The sequence below is a fragment of the Cryobacterium sp. TS_SC_7 genome (assembly GCF_056156285.1).
Map to the genome: position 1 here is coordinate 77039 of NZ_CM149589.1, position 18037 is coordinate 95075.

13 protein-coding genes are annotated in these 18037 nt (G+C 66.9%); 8 read left to right on the top strand and 5 right to left on the bottom strand.

Annotation, left to right across the window (positions count from 1 at the left end; translation table 11 throughout):
• Nucleotide 1 precedes the first annotated feature (1 nt).
• The 4 genes from AC0J5J_RS00350 to AC0J5J_RS00365 are packed head-to-tail and all read left to right on the top strand — an operon-like array spanning nucleotide 2 to nucleotide 2238.
• A complete protein-coding gene (locus AC0J5J_RS00350; RefSeq protein ID WP_474898888.1) occupies nucleotides 2-214 on the top strand; it encodes a DUF2997 domain-containing protein in 213 nt (70 codons plus the stop codon).
• Nucleotides 211-960, top strand: coding sequence for a 4Fe-4S single cluster domain-containing protein (locus tag AC0J5J_RS00355; protein ID WP_474898890.1), 750 nt, complete (start codon nucleotides 211-213; stop codon nucleotides 958-960). The genes AC0J5J_RS00350 and AC0J5J_RS00355 overlap by 4 nt, the downstream gene beginning before the upstream one ends.
• Nucleotides 957-1451: a hypothetical protein gene (locus AC0J5J_RS00360; protein WP_474898892.1), complete on the top strand. Its 495-nt coding sequence runs from the start codon at nucleotides 957-959 to the stop codon at nucleotides 1449-1451. Before AC0J5J_RS00355 ends, AC0J5J_RS00360 begins: the two co-directional genes overlap by 4 nt.
• Nucleotides 1452-1458: 7 nt before the next feature.
• Nucleotides 1459-2238, top strand: coding sequence for a ComEA family DNA-binding protein (locus AC0J5J_RS00365; protein WP_474898894.1), 780 nt, complete (start codon nucleotides 1459-1461; stop codon nucleotides 2236-2238).
• A 27-nt stretch (nucleotides 2239-2265) separates the two neighbouring features.
• Here the strand turns inward: AC0J5J_RS00365 and AC0J5J_RS00370 are convergent, their stop codons facing one another.
• Entirely contained in the window at nucleotides 2266-3615 is a 1350-nt protein-coding gene (locus AC0J5J_RS00370; protein WP_474898896.1) for an HNH endonuclease signature motif containing protein, read from the bottom strand.
• A gap of 251 nt (nucleotides 3616-3866) precedes the next feature.
• Here AC0J5J_RS00370 and AC0J5J_RS00375 point away from each other — a divergent pair, with 251 nt between their 5' ends.
• Together AC0J5J_RS00375 and AC0J5J_RS00380 are read left to right on the top strand one after the other, a co-directional pair.
• Nucleotides 3867-6074, top strand: a complete 2208-nt coding sequence (locus tag AC0J5J_RS00375; protein WP_474898898.1) for a malate synthase G — start codon at nucleotides 3867-3869, stop codon at nucleotides 6072-6074.
• Between the two features lie 14 nt (nucleotides 6075-6088).
• Entirely contained in the window at nucleotides 6089-7015 is a 927-nt protein-coding gene (locus AC0J5J_RS00380; protein ID WP_474898900.1) for an aldo/keto reductase, read from the top strand.
• 37 nt (nucleotides 7016-7052) lie between these two features.
• Here AC0J5J_RS00380 and AC0J5J_RS00385 read toward each other — a convergent pair whose 3' ends face one another.
• Both AC0J5J_RS00385 and AC0J5J_RS00390 read right to left on the bottom strand, forming a co-directional pair.
• On the bottom strand, nucleotides 7053-8447 hold the full coding sequence (locus AC0J5J_RS00385) for a serine hydrolase domain-containing protein (RefSeq protein WP_474898902.1): 1395 nt from the start codon (nucleotides 8445-8447) through the stop codon (nucleotides 7053-7055).
• A gap of 35 nt (nucleotides 8448-8482) precedes the next feature.
• Complete coding sequence (locus AC0J5J_RS00390) at nucleotides 8483-9898, bottom strand: MFS transporter (protein WP_474898903.1); 1416 nt, start codon at nucleotides 9896-9898, stop codon at nucleotides 8483-8485.
• Between the two features lie 165 nt (nucleotides 9899-10063).
• Between AC0J5J_RS00390 and AC0J5J_RS00395 the strand changes: the two genes are divergently transcribed.
• Nucleotides 10064-11023, top strand: a complete 960-nt coding sequence (locus AC0J5J_RS00395; protein ID WP_474898904.1) for an NAD(P)-dependent alcohol dehydrogenase — start codon at nucleotides 10064-10066, stop codon at nucleotides 11021-11023.
• 45 nt (nucleotides 11024-11068) lie between these two features.
• Complete coding sequence (locus AC0J5J_RS00400; RefSeq protein ID WP_474898906.1) at nucleotides 11069-12529, top strand: ferredoxin reductase family protein; 1461 nt, start codon at nucleotides 11069-11071, stop codon at nucleotides 12527-12529.
• A 67-nt stretch (nucleotides 12530-12596) separates the two neighbouring features.
• Here AC0J5J_RS00400 and AC0J5J_RS00405 read toward each other — a convergent pair whose 3' ends face one another.
• Both AC0J5J_RS00405 and AC0J5J_RS00410 read right to left on the bottom strand, forming a co-directional pair.
• Complete coding sequence (locus tag AC0J5J_RS00405; RefSeq protein WP_474898908.1) at nucleotides 12597-16985, bottom strand: caspase family protein; 4389 nt, start codon at nucleotides 16983-16985, stop codon at nucleotides 12597-12599.
• A gap of 163 nt (nucleotides 16986-17148) precedes the next feature.
• Entirely contained in the window at nucleotides 17149-17883 is a 735-nt protein-coding gene (locus AC0J5J_RS00410; RefSeq protein WP_134422389.1) for an SDR family oxidoreductase, read from the bottom strand.
• Nucleotides 17884-18037: the final 154 nt, after the last annotated feature.

An 18037-nucleotide genomic window follows, 5' to 3' on the forward strand; every position in this document is an offset into this window, starting at 1 on the left:
CATGACAGACAAGCAGCTCATCGTGCAGGTACGCCCCGACGGCAGCGTGCACGCCGAAACCCTCGGCATGCACGGCAACGAGTGCCTGGACTACATCGCCGTGCTCGAGAACATGCTCGACGCCGAGACCACCGCGTCGTCGTTCACGGATGCCTATGCCCAGGTCGCGGCGCAGCAGGAGACGACGGCCGAGAACTGGGACGGCGCCCGGTGACCCTGCTCGCGACACCGCGCGTGCGCGGCGCGAGCCCCGCGCTGGGCACCGTTGAACCCACCGAACGACCCGGTGGTGAGCTGCGCTGGTCACGGTTCCTGCCCGCGACGACGGCCGAAGGCCCCGGCCTGCGCGCGGCCCTCTGGGTGCAGGGCTGCAGCGTTCGCTGCCCCGGCTGCTTCAACCCGCAGCTGTGGGCCGAGGCCGGCGGCCGGCTCGAGAACACGGCCGATCTGGCCGCGAGCTGGGTGACGGATGCGCTCGGCGCGCACGCCCAGGGAATCACCCTTCTCGGCGGTGAACCGTTCGATCAGGCCGAGGGCCTGGCGACGGTCGCCGAGGCCTTCCGAGCCGCCGGACTCAGCGTGATGACCTTCTCCGGCTACCCCCTCGAGCGGCTCACCGAGTGGTCGGCGGCACGGGTCGACGTGGCCCGGCTGCTCGCTGCCACCGACCTGCTCATCGACGGGCCCTACCTCCGCGACCAGCCCGATGCCGTGCGCCCCTGGCTCGGCTCGACCAACCAAGGCATCCGAGCGCTCACCCCCGTCTACGCCGACGAGGTCGCCCGCATCGAACAAAACGGCGGGCTCGACCGGCTCGAGATCCGCATCCGCCCCGACGGGCAGATCGACGTGAATGGCTGGGCCGACGACGCCGCCCTCGAGCAGCTTCTGCACGACCTTGGCCCACGCCAGGACCGTCCCCAATCGCACCGGCCCGGAACGAAAGCGAGACTCGCATGAGTGTCACCCTGATCCTGCTTCCCATCGCCCTGGCCGCTGCCGCCGCGGCCGGAGGAGTCGGTGTTCTCGGCGCCGCGGTCACGGCGAAGGGCGGGAACGACTCCGGCCCGGCCGCAGAGATCCGGGTGCGCACCCGGATGAAGGACAGCACGCTGCTCGCCGACGCCCTGACGAACCTCGGCGCCTCTGCGATCGACGTGTCGCGCACCCGGGTCACCGCTGAAATCGACGGTGTTTCGCTGACCATGACCCTCACCGACGACGGCGTGTGGGAGGCCCATGTCGAAGGCCGGGACGGGCACGAAGTCACCCTCGCCAGCGCGACCGAATTGCTGCAGCGACTCGACGGCGAGTATGCCGCGATGGTGCAGCGGGCCGTCGCGGAGAAGATCCGCGCACGCGCGGAGAGCTCGGGCTTCGACCTCGTCTCGGAGACCAGGGAAGCGGATGACACCGTGACCATGGTGCTCAACGTTCGCGCCCAGGCGTGATGAACCGATGACGAACAGGGCGAACACTGCGTCCGCGACGGGACCCTCGATCGGCTGGCGCCTGGGCGCGAGCTCCTGGTTGCTGCTCCTTTTCGTCGGTAGCGGCGCCCTGGCTGCGCTGGCGTTCGGGCTCCTCGCCGGTGTCGCCCGGCGTCGGTCCTGGACGATCTTCGCCGGGGTGTACGCGGTGGCCGCCATCATCGCGCGGATTCCAGAGGGGAATCTGGGGCAGATCACCCAGGGCAGTCTGTTCCTGGTGGTGATGCTGCACGGCCTGATCATCAATCAGAGTTGGCTTCTGCTGCTCTGGGGCCGCAAGGAGAACGGCCTCACGTTCATCGGCACTCCACGCCGCACCCCACGCCGCAGGAAGTCCCGTGGCCGGACTGCCGCCACGCCCCGCCGGCGCGCGGCGGCGGTCACGAAAGAAGCAGTCCCGCAGGAAGCCGAGAAGCTGCTCAGCGGCGGCGGCACGTCGAGGTCTGATTACGTCGCCGATACGCCGGCATCGACGCGTTCGGCGCCGGTCGCCACGGTCGCCGCCGCCGAACTGGTCGACGTGAACACGGCGAACCAGCGCACGCTCGCGAAGCTCCCCGGCATGGACCGCTTGCTGGCGAAGGCGGCGGTCACCGAGCGCAGCAAGCGCGGCGGCTTCGCCTCCCTCGACGCCTTCGCCGCGTCGGCCGGGCTGCAGCCGCACGAAATGGTGCGCCTGGGCAGTGAGGCCTTCTGTTCGGCCCGCCCGCGGGCCCCCCGCAGCTTCGGCCGCCGCGTCGACTACTGAGCCGGCAGCTGCCTTCAACCCGCGCGCTTAGAACGGTGGTGGTTCGTCCGGCTCCGGCGGCCCCATCGTGGCGTCAGTCGGCCGCACCGGAGCCGGCCCGGAGTCATCCGTCGACCTGGGCCGCTTGTCAGGCGGGCGGATGATCGTGGCCGGCTCGCTCAAGAAGGTGCGCCCCGTCGGGGAAGTCCACTCCAGTGTGCCGTCGGCACGATGCACGTAGCTCCACCGGGTCTCCGACTTCAGCGCGTGGTCGGCCGGGCACAAATGCGCGAGATTATCGTGCGCCGTCAGACCTTCGAACTGCCAATCGAGAGTGTGGTCCAGGTCGGAATGGGCCGCCGCCCGGCGGCAGCCCGGCCACCGGCAGGTTTCGTCCCGCACACGGAGGTACCGTCTCAGGTGTTTCGGCACCTTGTAGCGGGTTCGGCCGACCGAAAGCACCACCCCGGTTTCCGGGTGGGTCAGGATTCGGATGAAACTCGGCGCCCGGGCCGCGATCTCCCGGGCGGTGTCGGGGTCGATCGGTCCGTATCCCTCCAAATGGCCGGGTTCCTCCGAGCGGCCGAGGAGGGTCATCACCGGGACGGTAACGTGAACGGTGCCCCGGATGCCCTTGCCGACACCCGACGCGGTGACCCCGTCGAGGATCAGGTCGGCGAACGTGTCCGCCCGCAGTTGAGTCAGCGTGCGGGGCTCCTCCGGGCACTGAGAACTCATTGCCGTCACCGTGAGCCGGTCGTACGCGGCTTTCACTCTTTCTGCCGAGTCGACCCAGGACAGTGACGCCATCCCGTCGGCCTCGGGTTCAAAGACCACCCGCCGGTCCGCGACGGATTTCTGGTGCCGAGCGATGATCGTTTCGGGGTGCAGCTGTTCCCGCAGCACGCGCGCCTTGTACTTCAGGTTCGCCACGGTCAGATGGGGTGCGGACTTCAGGAGGGCCTGTTCGAACCCGGTCAGTGCCTCCGCGGGCAGCGACCACGCCTGGTGCATGATCGCCTGCGCGTGCCGGTATGTGATCGATCCATCGAGCAGGGCGGCCCTCGTCGCCGGCAGTTCGTGCATGAGGGCCTGGCTTTCGGCGATCAGGGTCTCCGTGGACCGAACCGGCAGCCGCAGGGTGCAGGCCAGTTCGGTCACGAACTCCCGTTCGGCGATCATTGCGGCGTCCCACCGGGCGAGGGGCACCTTCGCGGCCAGCGCGACCTTCGTCGGAACCATGGCTGCTTGCCGAGCCGCCGTCTCGGCGAACCGGCGGGCCTCATCGACCTGTTCGACGAGGCGTGCGTGCACCCGCGCGGCCTCGGCCTGCGTCTCCCGGATCGCGTCGAAGTGACGACCGAGGGTCTCCGTCTGCTCCACAGCTGAGGGCTTCATGAGACACACGTTACGGGCACCCACTGACATTCGACGTCGCATCCGGGCACCCTCCTGCACCCTGTGGATAACCTGATCAAACCTGGTTTGTGGAGGAGGGAACGACGGCGGAGGGCATGCTGAATTTCGGTCAGGAGGCCGCCCCGGCGGGCGTTCGTCACGAAGGGACGGTGGCGGGTGAGAGACTGGCCAGACACAGTCAGCCCGGCGGGCGTACCCCGCACCAGCTGTTCCCACCAAGGAGTTCAACGATGAACATGCCCGTCGCAGCATCCGTAACACTGCCCGTCGCCGGCCTCGCGCCCCGCGAACAGCGAGCAGGCCTCGATGTCGCCGCCTCGTTCGCCGCGTTCGTGGAGAATGAGGCGCTGACCGGCACCGGCATCGCCGCGGACGCCTTCTGGCAGGGGTTGAGCGCGCTGATCAGCGACCTCACGCCCAGAAACATAGAACTGCTCGGCATCAGGGATGACCTGCAGGCCCGGATCGACGCCTTTCACCAGGCTCACCCCGGCCAGCCGGACCCGACCGAGTACCGCGCCTTCCTGACCGAGATCGGGTACCTCGCGCCCGAACCCGGAGACTTCACCATCACCACCTCGAACGTCGATGCGGAGATCGCGTCGCAGGCCGGGCCGCAGCTTGTCGTTCCGCTGCTCAACGCGCGGTTCGCCGTCAACGCGGCCAACGCCCGCTGGGGTTCACTCTACGACGCGCTCTACGGCACCGATGCGATCCCGGACGACGACGGCGCGGCCCGGGGAGACTCCTACAACGCCGTCCGGGGCGCACAGGTCATCGCCCGCGGACGGGCTCTCCTCGACCAGGCCATCCCGCTCGAGAACGGTTCGCACACGGATGCCGTCGCGCACCGGGTCGAGAACGGCAAGCTGGTCGTCGCTCTGGGGGACGGGTCATCCGTCGGACTGGCCGACCCCTCGTCGCTGGTCGGCTACCGGGGCGAGCCGTCGGAGCCATCGTCTCTGCTCTTCGTCCATCACGGACTGCACCTCGACGTGATCATCGACCGGGCCGCACCCATCGGGGCCACGGATGCTGCGGGCATCCAGGACATCGTGCTCGAGTCCGCGGTCACAACGATCATGGACCTCGAAGATTCGGTGGCCGCAGTCGACGCCGACGACAAGGTGCTCGGCTACCGCAACTGGCGCGAGCTCATGCGCGGAACGCTGAGTGAGACCGTGCGGAAGGCTGCCGGCGTCTTCACCCGAACCATGAACGGCGACCGTGTCTACACGGCTCCTGGTGGCGGCGAGTTGACGCTGCCCGGCCGCAGCCTGCTGCTGGTGCGCAACGTCGGGCACCTGATGCAGACCGACACCGTGCGTGACGCCTCCGGCGTAGAGGTCTTCGAAGGCATTCTCGACGCGGTGGTGACCGTTCTCGGTTCGTTCCCCGATCTGGTCGGCGAGACCCATGGTGGCAACTCACGCACCGGCTCGGTGTACATCGTCAAGCCGAAGATGCACGGCCCCGACGAGGTGGCGTTCACCGTCGACCTGTTCGCGCGGGTGGAGCAGCTCCTTGGCCTTCCCCCGCTCACCGTGAAGGTGGGGATCATGGACGAAGAACGGCGAACGACGCTGAATCTGCGGTCCTGCATCGCCGTAGCCGCTGAGCGCATCGTCTTCATCAACACGGGATTCCTCGATCGCACCGGCGATGAGATCCACACCTCCATGCACGCCGGGCCGATGGCCACCAAGAGCGAGATCCGCTCCATGCCCTTCATGGCCGCCTACGAGAACGCGAACGTCGACGCCGGTCTCGCGGCCGGTTTCCCCGGCCGGGCTCAGATCGGCAAGGGCATGTGGGCCATGCCCGATCTCATGCACGACATGCTCGAGAAGAAGGTCGCACATCCGCTCTCGGGCGCAACCACGGCCTGGGTCCCGTCTCCCACGGCGGCGACGCTGCACGCGACCCACTATCACGCGGTCGACGTGGCCGCCCGCCAGCACGAACTGGCCGGGCGCACTCGCCAATCGCTGCAGCCGATTCTGGTCCTCCCACTCGCCGAACGAGAGCTCAGCGATGAAGAGCGCCAGACCGAGCTCGACGACAACGTTCAGTCGATCCTGGGCTATGTCGTTCGCTGGGTCGATCAGGGCGTCGGGTGTTCCAAGGTGCCCGACATCCACGGCGTCGGGCTGATGGAGGACCGTGCAACACTGCGCATCTCCAGCCAACTCCTCGCGAACTGGCTCACCCACGGCGTCATCAGCAAGACGGATGTCGACGCGAGCCTCGGGCAACTGGCGGCGGTCGTCGATGCGCAGAATGCCGGTGACCCGACCTACGAAGCACTGATCGGCTCGACCGGGCCCGGGCTCGCGTTCATGGCTGCCCGTCGACTCATCCTTGAGGGCGCATCCTCGCCCAACGGATACACCGAGCCGATCCTGCACCAGGTGCGGAGGGCCAAGAAGCTGCAGTAGGGCAGGATGGATCGATGAAGATATATAGCCCACCACGTACGAACCTGCAGGCGTCGAATGTCATTCTCGGCCTGATGAGGATCTCGGAAATGGGGGATGAGGAGATCCGCACTCTCGTCGGCACCGCCCGGGATGCCGGCATCAACTTCTTCGATCACGCTGATATCTATGGCGGGGCGCACGGATGCGAGAAGCGCTTCGGTGACGCCGTCACGTTCACGGAGGCCGAGCGTGAGTCGGTCATCATCCAGTCGAAGGTCGGCATCCGCCAGGGTTTTTTCGATTTCTCGAAGGAACACATCCTCCGCTCGGTCGATGAGTCGCTTGCGGCGCTGAACCTCGACTACCTGGACATCCTGCTGTTGCACCGTCCGGACACCCTGGTCGAGCCCGAGGAGGTCGCGTCGGCGTTCGACGTGCTGCACGCCACCGGGAAGGTGCGCAACTTCGGTGTCTCCAACCAGACGCCCGGGGTGATCGAACTGCTCAAGCGCTCGGTCAACCAGCCGCTCGCCTTCAACCAGGTGCAACTGAGCATCACCCATGCGCCGTTGATCTCTCAGGGAGTCGCGGCCAACATGGCCGGGCTGGACCAGTCCGTTGTCCGGGACAACGGCCTTCTCGAGTACAGCAGACTGAACGACATGACCCTGCAGGCCTGGTCGCCGTTCCAGAGCGGCTTCTTCAACGGGGTGTTCGTGGGCGACCGGGTGAATTACGGTCCGCTCAACGACGCGCTCGAGGAAATCGCCGCCACCCACGGCGTCACGCCGACGGGGATCGCGGTCGCCTGGATCACCCGGCACCCGGCCAACATTCAGGTGGTCCTGGGCACGACCACGCCCGCACGAGTGGTGGAGTCTGCTGCAGGGTCCGAGATCCCGCTCAGCCGTGAAGAGTGGTACCGCCTCTTCACAGCCGCGGGACACGCCCTCCCGTAAACCCGAGCGGTCCGGCCCGGGAACGAAGCAGCGTCGGCTACCGGCTGACCAGGTGAGTGCGGGGGAGGTCTCCGAACGCGACGTTCTGATCGATGTCCAGGGTCAGCGCGTCATCCCCGAACTCGAGGGTGAACGTGCGTGAGAACGGCGTGCCCACGTCGTGCGCCCGCACGACCAGAGTGGCGGGGGAGACCCACGCGCCGCTCGCCAGAACCATGACGTTGCCGGAGGCCACCCACTCACCGTGGCCGAAGGCCAGCGCCGTGCTCACGCCGCCACGGATGATCGTGAGCAGCCCCGGCTCGAAAGTCACCTCGGTCACCTCCGCGTCGTCGAAGCCGAAATGGATGCCTGCCACCCGTGCCGCCGTCGGTGAGGACGGTTCGCCGTCGACGGTCGGCAGGGTGAGGGACGCCAGCGTTCCGGCGAGACCGCTCTCCAGCTCGGTCATCTCGGCCAGCTCGGGGAGCGGCCGGTCGGTGAACGCGGGCAGCAGGTGCTCCCAGACGAGGTCGAGGGCGCGCTGCGCGGTCGGGAGCGCCGCAGTCAACACGATCACGGCATCCGTTTCCGGCAGCACCAGGCAGAACTGGCCGAAGGCGCCGTCGGCGCGGTAGCCAGTGGGCCGGTTACGCCAATACTGGTAGCCGTAGCCCTGACAGCCGTCGAGATCGTGTTCGCTGCCCGACGTGTCCACCTGCACCGCGGTGGCCTCATCGATCCACGCCGCCGGAACGAGCTGCGTGCCGTTCCACCGGCCGCGCCGCAGCAGCAGCTGGCCGAAGGTGGCGAGCTGCTCGGTCGTAAGGGACAGTCCCCAGCCGCCGGCGTCGATTCCGCGCGGGCAGGTCTCCCACGTGGCGCCGACGATGCCGAGCGGGGCGAACAGTCGAGGGGTGAGGTAGTCGAACAGCCGCTCCCCGGTGAGCCGCTGCAGCACCGCGGAGAGCAGATAGCTGGCCCCGCTGTTGTAGACGAAGCGGGTGCCCGGCGCGAACTCGAGAGGCTGGGCCAGTATGGCCCGCGCCCAGTTGTCACCGGGCGCGTCGTCGGCCAGCGACACCGTGTCGGTCGCATGCCCGGTGGTCATGGTGAGCAGGTGGCGCACGGTCAGCGCGGCCAGGTGCGGGTCGATCTGCGCGGGCAGGTCATCGGGGAGCAGGTCGACGATGAGGCTGTCGAGCGTGAGCCGGCCCTCGCCGATGGCGAGCCCGACGGCGGTCGAGGTGAAGCTTTTGCTCACCGAGAACAGGGAGTGCGGATGCTGCGCCGCATACGGGCTCCACCAGCCCTCCGCCACCACGCGGCCGTGACGCACGACCATCAGGCTGTGCAGGCTCTCGAGTTGTTCCTCCGCCGCGGCGACGAAATCGGCAATGGCGGCGGAGGAGATGCCCTCGGCTTCGGGGGTGCTGCGGGGGAGCGGAGTCATGGGTCAATTCTGCCGGGTGGAGCGGACGCCCACCGTCAGTGCCGCAGCTGCGCCTCCGCCGTCGGGTCCGGAGAGTCGTCAGCAGGCACGGACTCGTTCTGGCCGAGGTACTGCGCTGAGATGCGGCGGTAGGACGTGGTGAAGAACGCACCGATGGCCGCAAGCACCATCAGGATGCCCGCGATGAGGAAAACGAGAGCGATGCCCCGCGCCTCTCCGTCGCCCAGAAGCCAGCCGAGGCTGTCTCGTCCGGCAGCCGAGTTCATGAACGGGATGATGATGAACTCGGCGATCGGCGCGATCAGAAACGCGGTGATCGGGGCCGCCGCAGACTCGAATGCTGCAGCGAACCCGAACACACGGCCCTGCTCGCGGAACGGCACCACCTTCTGGATGACGGTCTGCTCTGACGCCTCGACGGCAGGGATAAGCGTCATGTAGAGCCAGATGCCCGCAGCGTACAGCCACCACCACTCACGGATCGTGAACAGCGCCCCGAGCACGCCCATCAGGATGACGAGCAACAGCATCGTGCGGATCGGGTTGCGCCCGAGTCCGAACTTCGCGATCAGCAGACCACCGATGATGAAGCCGGTCGACGTGACACCGAGCACGATTCCCCAGATCTCGACGGGAAAGAGCTCGAGGCCGTAGGGGTCCATGAGCGCCATGTAGACGCCGCCGATGAAGTTGTTGAACGTCGAGAAGATGATGAGCGCGAAGAGCCCGGTTGCCGCCCGCACCGCCGTGATGCTGCCGCGCAGGTCGATCAGCGGACGCCGCTCGCCATCCTGCTGGGGTTGGTCCTCGGGGATGCGCAGGAACAGCAGGTGCAGGAGGGCCGCCGCCGACAGCACGATCGCGATGAGGAGCGTCCACCCCATGCCCAGAAACCCGATCGCGAGGCCGCTGAAGACACTCGTCACCATGAAGGCAAGCCCCTGCACGGTGCCCACCAGCCCATTCGCGTTCGCGTGTCGCTCGGTCGGGATCAACAGCGTCACGACCGTCGACAGGGCGATGTTGCGCATGTTCTCGATGACGGCGCCGAAGAGGATGATCCCGCTGAACAGCCAGAACATCGGCCCACCGATGTCAAGCAGCGTGGACTCCGGGAACAGTAAGTACAACCCGCCGCCGATGCCGAAGGCGATCAGGGTGACCAGGCCCGCGAAGACCATCACGAGGTGCTTGCGATGCCGGTCCACGATCGTGCCGAACGCCATCGAGAACACCGCGACGAGAAGCATGTACGCTCCGCCGATGACACCGGTGGCGAGCACCGAGCGTGTCTCCAGGTAGACCCAGAAGGTGAGGGCGAACCAGAGGAAACTCGTCGTGACGTTCGCGACCGCCGTGTTCACGAGCACCTGCGCGAACGTGCGCGAACCACCGGGCGGCGGTTCGGTGTGCGACTGGGATGCGGCGGGTGCGTTGTCCGTGCTGCCCATATGATCGTCCTCCCCGGGTGCGTTGAGAGTCTCGACATCATTCTAGGGAGACGCAGTGAGCCTGTCGCGGGTGATCTTGGGGGTCGTTGCGGGTCCTCGCACGCTCGGGCCTACACTGGCGGGCATGGCCGACTCCTCACGCGTGACGTTCAGAATGAGATCGGCGTGAGAGCCGTCGTCTACGACCGGTACGGCCCGCCCGACGTGCTGCGGATCGAGGACACACCGGTGCCGGCGCCGGGCGCGAAGCAGGTGCTCGTGGAGGTTGTCGCGACATCCGTCAACCTCTCGGACTGGGAGGGGTTGACGGGGTCACCGTTGTACGCCCGGATCGGGGGACTCCGCGCCCCCCGGCGACGGGTTCTCGGTTCCGATATTGCCGGACGTGTCGCCGCGGTCGGCGACGGTGTGACCCGGTTCCGTGTCGGGGATGAGGTGTACGGCGACAATCTCGCCCTGATGGGCGGTTTCGCTGAGTACGCCGTGGTGCCTGACGCGATGCTGGCGCACAAGCCGGAGGGGTTGACGTTCGCCGAGGCCTCGACGCTGCCGCAGGCAGGTGCGATTGCGCTCACGGGCACAGCTCGGATCCATTCGGGGCAGCGCGTCCTGGTGAATGGCGCCGGTGGCGGATCGGGCACGTTTGCGATCCAGCTCGCCGCTCTCGCCGGAGCGCATGTGACCGGTGTCGACAACGCCGGCAAGCTCGACTACCTTCGCCAGCTCGGCGCCGATGAGGTGGTCGACTATCGCCGAACGGACTTCACGAGGCTCGAACCGTTCGACGTCGTGCTCGACCTCGTCGCCCGCCGCTCCCTCTTTGCGTACCGGCGGGCGCTGGCTCCGGGCGGCCGCTATTCCTGCGTCGGCGGAGCCGTGCCGACGCTGCTGGGGGTCGGCACGATCGGCGCTGCGCTCGGCCTTCTCACCGGGCGCCGGATGGGCGTTCTCGCCGTCAGACAGGGACCGGATCACTTCATGCCCGTAGCCGAGCTGTGTGTCGCCGGCGACCTCCGCATCCGAGTCGACCGCACCTTCACTCTCGACGAAGTGCCGCAGGCCCTCTCCTGGGTGGGGGAAGGGCGTGCGCTCGGCAAGGTGGTCGTCGCCCCGCACGGAACATAACTAGGCTGAAATCCCGGCGAACAGTCGCCCCGCGATGGAGCCGCTATGCCTAGTGATGAACGAACCCGTGCACGCCGGACCCCGTGGGCAGACCTGTTGCGGAGCATCCCGATCTCCTGGCGTGATTTTTCTCTGGCCGGTGAGCGGTTCGCGGCACGCCGCGTGTTCTCCCCGGGCCTGCACCTGATCATGCCCGTGCTGGCCGTGCTCAGCGCGCTGGTGGGCTATCTCGCTTTTCCGGTCGGCCGCGGTACGGACAGCTGGGGTCTGTATCTGGGGACGCTCGCCATCGTCTGCATGTCGTGGACCTTCATTCTCGCGTCACGCCTGAACGTGGTGCACGCTCTCTTCGGCGGCTTCGACCGCAGCTACATCTGGCACCGCTGGTTCGCGATCGTCGCCGTGGTGGCGCTCCTGTTTCACGCCGACGCTGACAACGACGCCCGCGTTGCACTGCTCCCGTTCGGCGAAAACCTCGAAGACATCGGCAAGGACCTGGCCGAGGTCGCCGAGATCCTGGTGATCGCCCTGATCATGCTGTCGATTTTGCGGGCACTGCCGTACGGGCTGTGGAAACTGACCCACAAGTTCATGATCATTCCCTACGCGTTCTCGTGCTTTCACTTCATCACCGCGGAAACAACATTCCCCTGGGTCTCCGGCTGGGGCCTGTGGTTCGGCATCATCATGGCCGCGGGAGTGCTCTCCTACCTCTACCGGCTGCTCTGGGTCGACCTTGCTCTGGCGGATTTCCGCTACCGGGTGAGCCGGTTGGAGACGACATCGGATACCTTCACAGGGCTCCACCTGACCCCGGTCGGCCGCCGGCGCCTGCGCGCGCGGGCCGGCCAGTTCGCGTTCGTGCGTTCCTCGGTGTCGCCGTGGGCCGAGCCGCATCCGTTTTCCATCGCGTCTACGCCGACGGATGCCGACCTCAGCTTCTTCGCGCGCGTCACCGGAGACTGGACCGCCACGCTCGGCTCGAGCCTCTCCGTGGGCGATCTGGTCACCGTGTCCGGTCCGCACGGCAATCTGGAGGTCGTCGCCGGGCGCGATCGCGCCCACACCTGGGTGGCGGCCGGTTCGGGTATCACCCCGTTTCTCAGTGTGGGTGACGTGTTGGCGACCCTCGCGACGCCCCCACGCCTGATCTACAGCTTTCGCGGTGCGGCCACGGCCATCGGCCTCGACACGGTGCGGGCCTGGCGTGACCGGGGTCTGATCGACCTGATCGAACACGATTCACGCACGCACGGCCGCCTGACCAGGGCCACCGTGCACGCCCTCATCGCCGGCGACCTCGCCGCCGGCACACCGCCACGTCGTCTGCACGTCGCCGCCTGCGGCCCGTTCGAGCTGATCCGCGGGGTGCAGAAGACAGCCCGGGGCTTGGGCATTCGCTCGGTGGACTTCGAAGTGTACGACTACCGCTCGGGTTACGGCCCGAATCTGACTCCCGTCACGCGAGCGGTCCTCGACCGGCTGACCGCAGCGCTGAGACGGTGATCGCCGGCCGCGCTGCGCTCACCAGGACCAGCTGACCCATGACGTCAGTACCGGCGACCTCCGCACGCTACCGCGGTGCGATGAGATCGGCCGTGGCCCGAAGGAACGCGGCGACAACCGCCGCCTGGTCACGTTTCTCGTCGGCCTCCGCAACGGGGATCGCGGGGGTCGGCACCGGTGAGACGGGACGGGAGTCCGGGGTCGCCGTGATCACCGCGAGGGTCGCCGGCGGGGTGGGAGGGACATCGGCGAGCGAGGCGAGAAGCGTTCTCTCGAGCAGTGCCGGGGGCTTCACGACGGGTGTCTGTCGTGGATCGTTGCCGAAAGCGGCGAGCACTGCCTCGTGAAAGGCTCGGTTGGTCGACGAGCCGATCGCCTCGCGGAAGAGCGGTAGTGCCCGGGCCGTGAAGTCACCCTGCGAGCCGGTCTCGTAGGCGACCTGCGTGGCCAGGCAGGCGCCGAAGAACACGCCGCGCTCGTTGTCGCGGGCCGTCGAGCGCGCGAGGGAGCCCCGCTTGGCCTTGTAGGCCGTGATCTGATCGCGGCCCAGGCTCACCAGACGCTTGCGGGATCCGGGGGCGGACAGGGTGTGTGTGTTGATATCGCGCTGCCCGCCTCCCGAATGGCAGGAGTCGAAGAAGATGGTGAGGTTGACACCTGCCGGGAGCAGGTCCCAGATCTCGCCGAGGTCATCGTCAATGATCAGGTTCCCCTCGCGGAAATCCACCGGGCAGAGCGCCTCATCGACGAGCTTGTGCTCGGGATCTCCACCGTCACTGTTCCCGTGTTCGCCGGCATCCTCCAACAGCTCATCCTGGTTGAGGTCTTCGACGGTGGTGCCGTGGCCCGAGTACTGCAGGGCAATGACATCACCGGACCTGCTGGAAACGACCAGTTCGCGGATTGCGTCCAGCATGCGCTGTTGAGTGGCCTGTTCGTTCAGCAGCGTTTCGGTCACGAACCCGGCTGCAGAGAACGCCGCCTGCCAGGCGAGCGCATCCGAGACACAGCCGAGCAGCGCATCCGTGGGATAGCTGTCGATTCCGATGCACAGGGCGCGCCGCCGCGGCGAGACAGTCGCCGCTTCGGCTGTGTCACTCGTGTCCTGTTCGACATAGTCGAACACCTCCTCTTCACTCGGCCAGAGGGGATCAATCGCACGGGTCGCCGAGAACGGGAGGATGCTGTCGCGATCGAGCACGCGGCGGGCGACGCTGTTCATGGTGGGCGCGTCGTTGTCGAAATCCCCGTGTGCGCGGGACTGCGAACTCGAACGAGGACCGGAGTCTGACTTCGACCAGACCACCTCGACGCGTGAGCCGGTCCCGGGGCGCTGGAAGAGTTCCGACATTTCCGGGTCGGCGGTCAGACTGACCTCGAGTCCGAGAATCTTCGCTCCGGGTTCGGATTCAAGAGCGCCGCGGATCAGGTACAGCAGCGACTTCTTGTAGATGCCCAGGCACGTGTCCTTCTGCTCGATCTCATCTTCCATGGTGAACATCGTGAGCGCGTCGATCCTGCCGAGCCGGGGCACGATCTGCGTCTTGAAGGTGTCGATGCGGACGGCCGGTGCCAACAGGCTGAGGCTGTCGATACGCGGCACACCGGCGGTGAGCAAGGCCGGAATCAGGTAGGAGTGCACGATCGATCCGGCACTGTGGCCGATCAGGTGCACACTGATCTGGCCCGGATGCGCACGCATGTAGGCACTGAGCAGGGTGGCAAGAGCCGTACCGCCGCCGGTCGGGCCTGACGCGTGCTCGGCATCGCGTTTCATCGCACTCCAGACCACATCGCCTCGGGCCGATCGCGCCGCAGCCTCGATGATGCCGTCAAAGAAATCACCGAGGTTGCGCTGCCGGCCCGGAAGAGAGCCCTTGACCGCGTCCCAGAGCGAGCCTGCGAGACCGCTTTCCCACACCAGATGAATCGGGTACGCGCCGTTGTCCCTCCACCACTCGACCTGCTTCTCGGCGATCTTCAAACCGGAACCCTTGTTGACCAGGCCACCGTGCGCATAGATCACCAGCGGAACGGGCCCCGGTCGTGCCTGGTCAGCGATGAAGGCCGGCAGATGGGTGCGGAAGACTTCCGACAGGTCGGCCTGGGTGGTTCTGAAGTCGGCGTCACTCGTCGGCGGGACGCTGGGCCCCTTCGCCAATTCGCCGTCCGTCAGATTGACGACGTGCGGCTGCAGGGCCAGCAGTTGGGCTGCAGAGAGCCCGGAGTCTCGGGGGATGGAGCGGGTTGCGTCAGAGGTGGACATTGCGCTGCCTTTCGGTGGGAGTCGGTGAGCATCGAGAGTGCCGGGCGTGATGGAGTCCGTGGCCGAAGAGGCGACGGGCGACTCGACTCCCACCACTTCGACGCGAGCGTCCGGGTGGGCGTAGACGGTGTAGGCGAGCCAGGAGGTGTCGCCGGACTTGCGCGCCTCACGGCGGGCGTCGATGGTCGCTTCGGCGATGGTCTTATTCGCACGGAGTCCGGCATAGAAGGCGCGCACGAAGTCCCGTGCCGGCTCGTCGCCGACCGACCACAGGCAGCCGACGAACGCCGCGGCCCCTCCGCGCAGAAAAGCTTCGGCAAAGCCTCCTTGCTCGGAGTGCTTCGAGGGAGGGCGCCCGAGCCGGCAGGAGTTGAGCACGACCAGGGGACCAGGGTCGTGAAAGGCGAGCGGTGGGCGGTTGGGTAGGTCACGTCGCAGGTCCTCCAGCGAATAGGCATCAGGGGAGTCGGTGGCCGATCGCACGAAGTTCGCCAGGAGCAGCTGTTGCAGCGGCGGGTCTGCTGCGTCGTCGGTGAGGCCGTGTCCTCCGAAGTGCAGCAGGTCGATGTCTCCGTTCGTGAGCAGGGTACGGATGCTGTCGGCGTCCCCTGGCGCCAATTCTGTGGCAGCGAAGTCGGAGATGAGGTAGTCGAGTTCGTGTTCGGCGTCGATCAGCGCCAACTCCGTATCGGCGTAGCGAGGACACAGATACCGAGCGCGGCCGGCTGAAATTCTGAGCGTCTCCGGATGCGGCGTGTTGTAGATCCATCGCACCAGGCCGGCGCGGCCGAGGAAGCCGGATTCGTCCTTGGCGTCGTCGTCGATGTCGGGATCGGCGATGTAGACCAGCTCCCACGGGATATCGGTCTCCCCGCTGGTCAGGATCGTGAGTTCATCGATCTGTTCCGGGTGGGCTGCGAAGAACGATCGCAGGTCTGCCGGGAGAACGTCTTCAGCCAGCTTCACTCCGAGTTGCTGCAACCGGGCACGAAAGGCGAGGCTCCGTTCGCGCGCGGTCGGCAGCGCCTTGAAGTCCTCCCAGGCAGCGTCGATCGCGCCGTAAACCGCGCCGACAAGGGCCGGTTTGTCTTCGATGACCCGCTCGAATCTTTTTCGAGTGCCCGGGAGAACGAGTTCGAAGCTGAGGCGCGAGTGAGCGCCGACCCGGTTCTCGTCGATCGTGAGTGTCTTCGGGGCGAGGAATTGACGGACCCTCGGTGAGAGGAAGCTTGTAATCAGCGCCGCATCCGGTCCTTCGGTGGTGGGGGACACCGGGCCTCGTTGCACGGTCGCGTTCAGCCAGAGCGTCGCGAGGGGCATCGGTTCCCCCTGGCGCACGACAACCTGCACTTCGCCCTCACCGATCTCGAGGCCGACCACGGTGAAAGTGACCACCGATTCTTCCAACGGCGGCGGCAGGTACAGGTCGCGGTTGTCGGGTGCGTTCTCAGACACCGAGAAATTACGGCAGAACAGTGCGATGTTCACGGTCTGGGCAGGGTCCACGACGATCACATGCTCATCGTGGGTCTGGCTGGAATCGATGGTCACCTCGCCCCGCGACAGCCGCACCGTCACGGTGACGGGCGTGTTCAGTTGAACGAGCGGCGGCATACTCGCGCCGACCTGGGCGAACTCGAACCGGCCGCCGTCCAGCGGTTCAGCGTGCGGTGCCGCCCCGACAGCCGCCGGCGCAAAGCCCACCTGATCAGCGACGACTGCCTGTTCAGCTGCGGCTTCAGCGGCGACGGCGCCCTGCACCAGGCGAACATCCGTCAGGTCGAAGTCGACCTCGGCCAGGCCGACAGCTCGCACGACCAGTGCCAGTTCTCGGTCGGTGTCGCACTCCAGCACGAACACGTCGACGTGTTGGTGAGACGATAACGTCACCGCGAAGCTCTGGATGCCGGGGGTCGACTCGTTCGGTTCGACGGAGCGAACGTCGCCGGACGCACTCCGCTCCAGCACCGCCGAAACCCGTCCGGCGTGTGAGCGCACCGTGATGTGCGCTGTTCCGGATTCGTCGCTGGATGACACGGTCAGAGCGGCCAGAAGTGAAGTAGCCGGTGACTGGTCAAGGGCGTGGCTCAGAGCCGGGTCGGGCTGGTCGACCTGCTCCAGGACGAGACCTGGGCTGGCCTCGGCGCTGACCCGCCCGTCGATGCTGATGATCCTGAAAGACCCGGCCACAGTTCCTCCTATGAGGATGCTCATTCATGGGTTCTGAGCGGACTATATGGTGTGCTCACCAGCCGGACAACCGCTCGCAATGACTGCCGGCGCCGAGAGAAAGTTGCGGGCACTGGTCCGACGTGCGGCCGGCTAGACAGGTGGGACCTGGTGCATCGTTGTCCTACACGTTCAGAACTTGCCCCACCGTCGCACCGCCGTCGGCGATGAACTCGGTGCCCGTGGAGTAGGTCGCATCCGCGACCAGGTACAGAATCAGCTTGGCCACTTCCTCCGGCTCACCGATCCGGGGGATCGGCTGCCCGGCGTACATCGCCGAACCTTCCATACCGGCGGTCATCGGGGTGCGGATGCCGCCCGGGTGAACCGAGACCACACGGATGTTGTCCTTGCCGAGATCAAGGGCCGCGGCTTTGGTGAGTCCGCGTACGCCCCACTTGCTGGCAACGTAGGCGCTCAGGTTGGAGTAGCCCATGATTCCCGCGGTGGACGACACGTTGACGATGACGCCTCCGCCGGCGGCTTTCATCGACTCAGCGACGGAGCGGATACCGAGAAAGACGCCGGTCAGGTTGATGCCGATGACGCGGTTCCACTCCTCCAGCTCGGTGGTGGCCACCGGGGTGAACGCGACGATTCCGGCGTTGTTGATGAGGATGTCGATGTGACCGACGGTGGTGTCGACGTCGGCCACCACGGCCTTCCACTGCGTCTCGTCGGACACGTCGAGGTGCCGGTAGAGTCCGCCGATCGAGTCCGCCAGCGCCTGGCCCGCGTCATCCGCCAGGTCGGCGACGATGACTCGAGCTCCCTCTGCTGCCAGCAGCTTCGCATCCGCCGCTCCCATGCCCGAGGAACCGCCGGTCACGAGCGCGATTCTGCCGTCGAGTTTTCCCATGATTCGTCTCGATTCTGCTTTTCTCGCCCCGCTCCAGTTGCACGACGAACGTTTCGCCAGATTAGCCACGTTCCCCGGATTGGACAGGGCTGCGCCGGGGGCAACGCATGATAAATTCGAGTGTTCCGGTATCGGGGCGTGAGAGCACGTACAA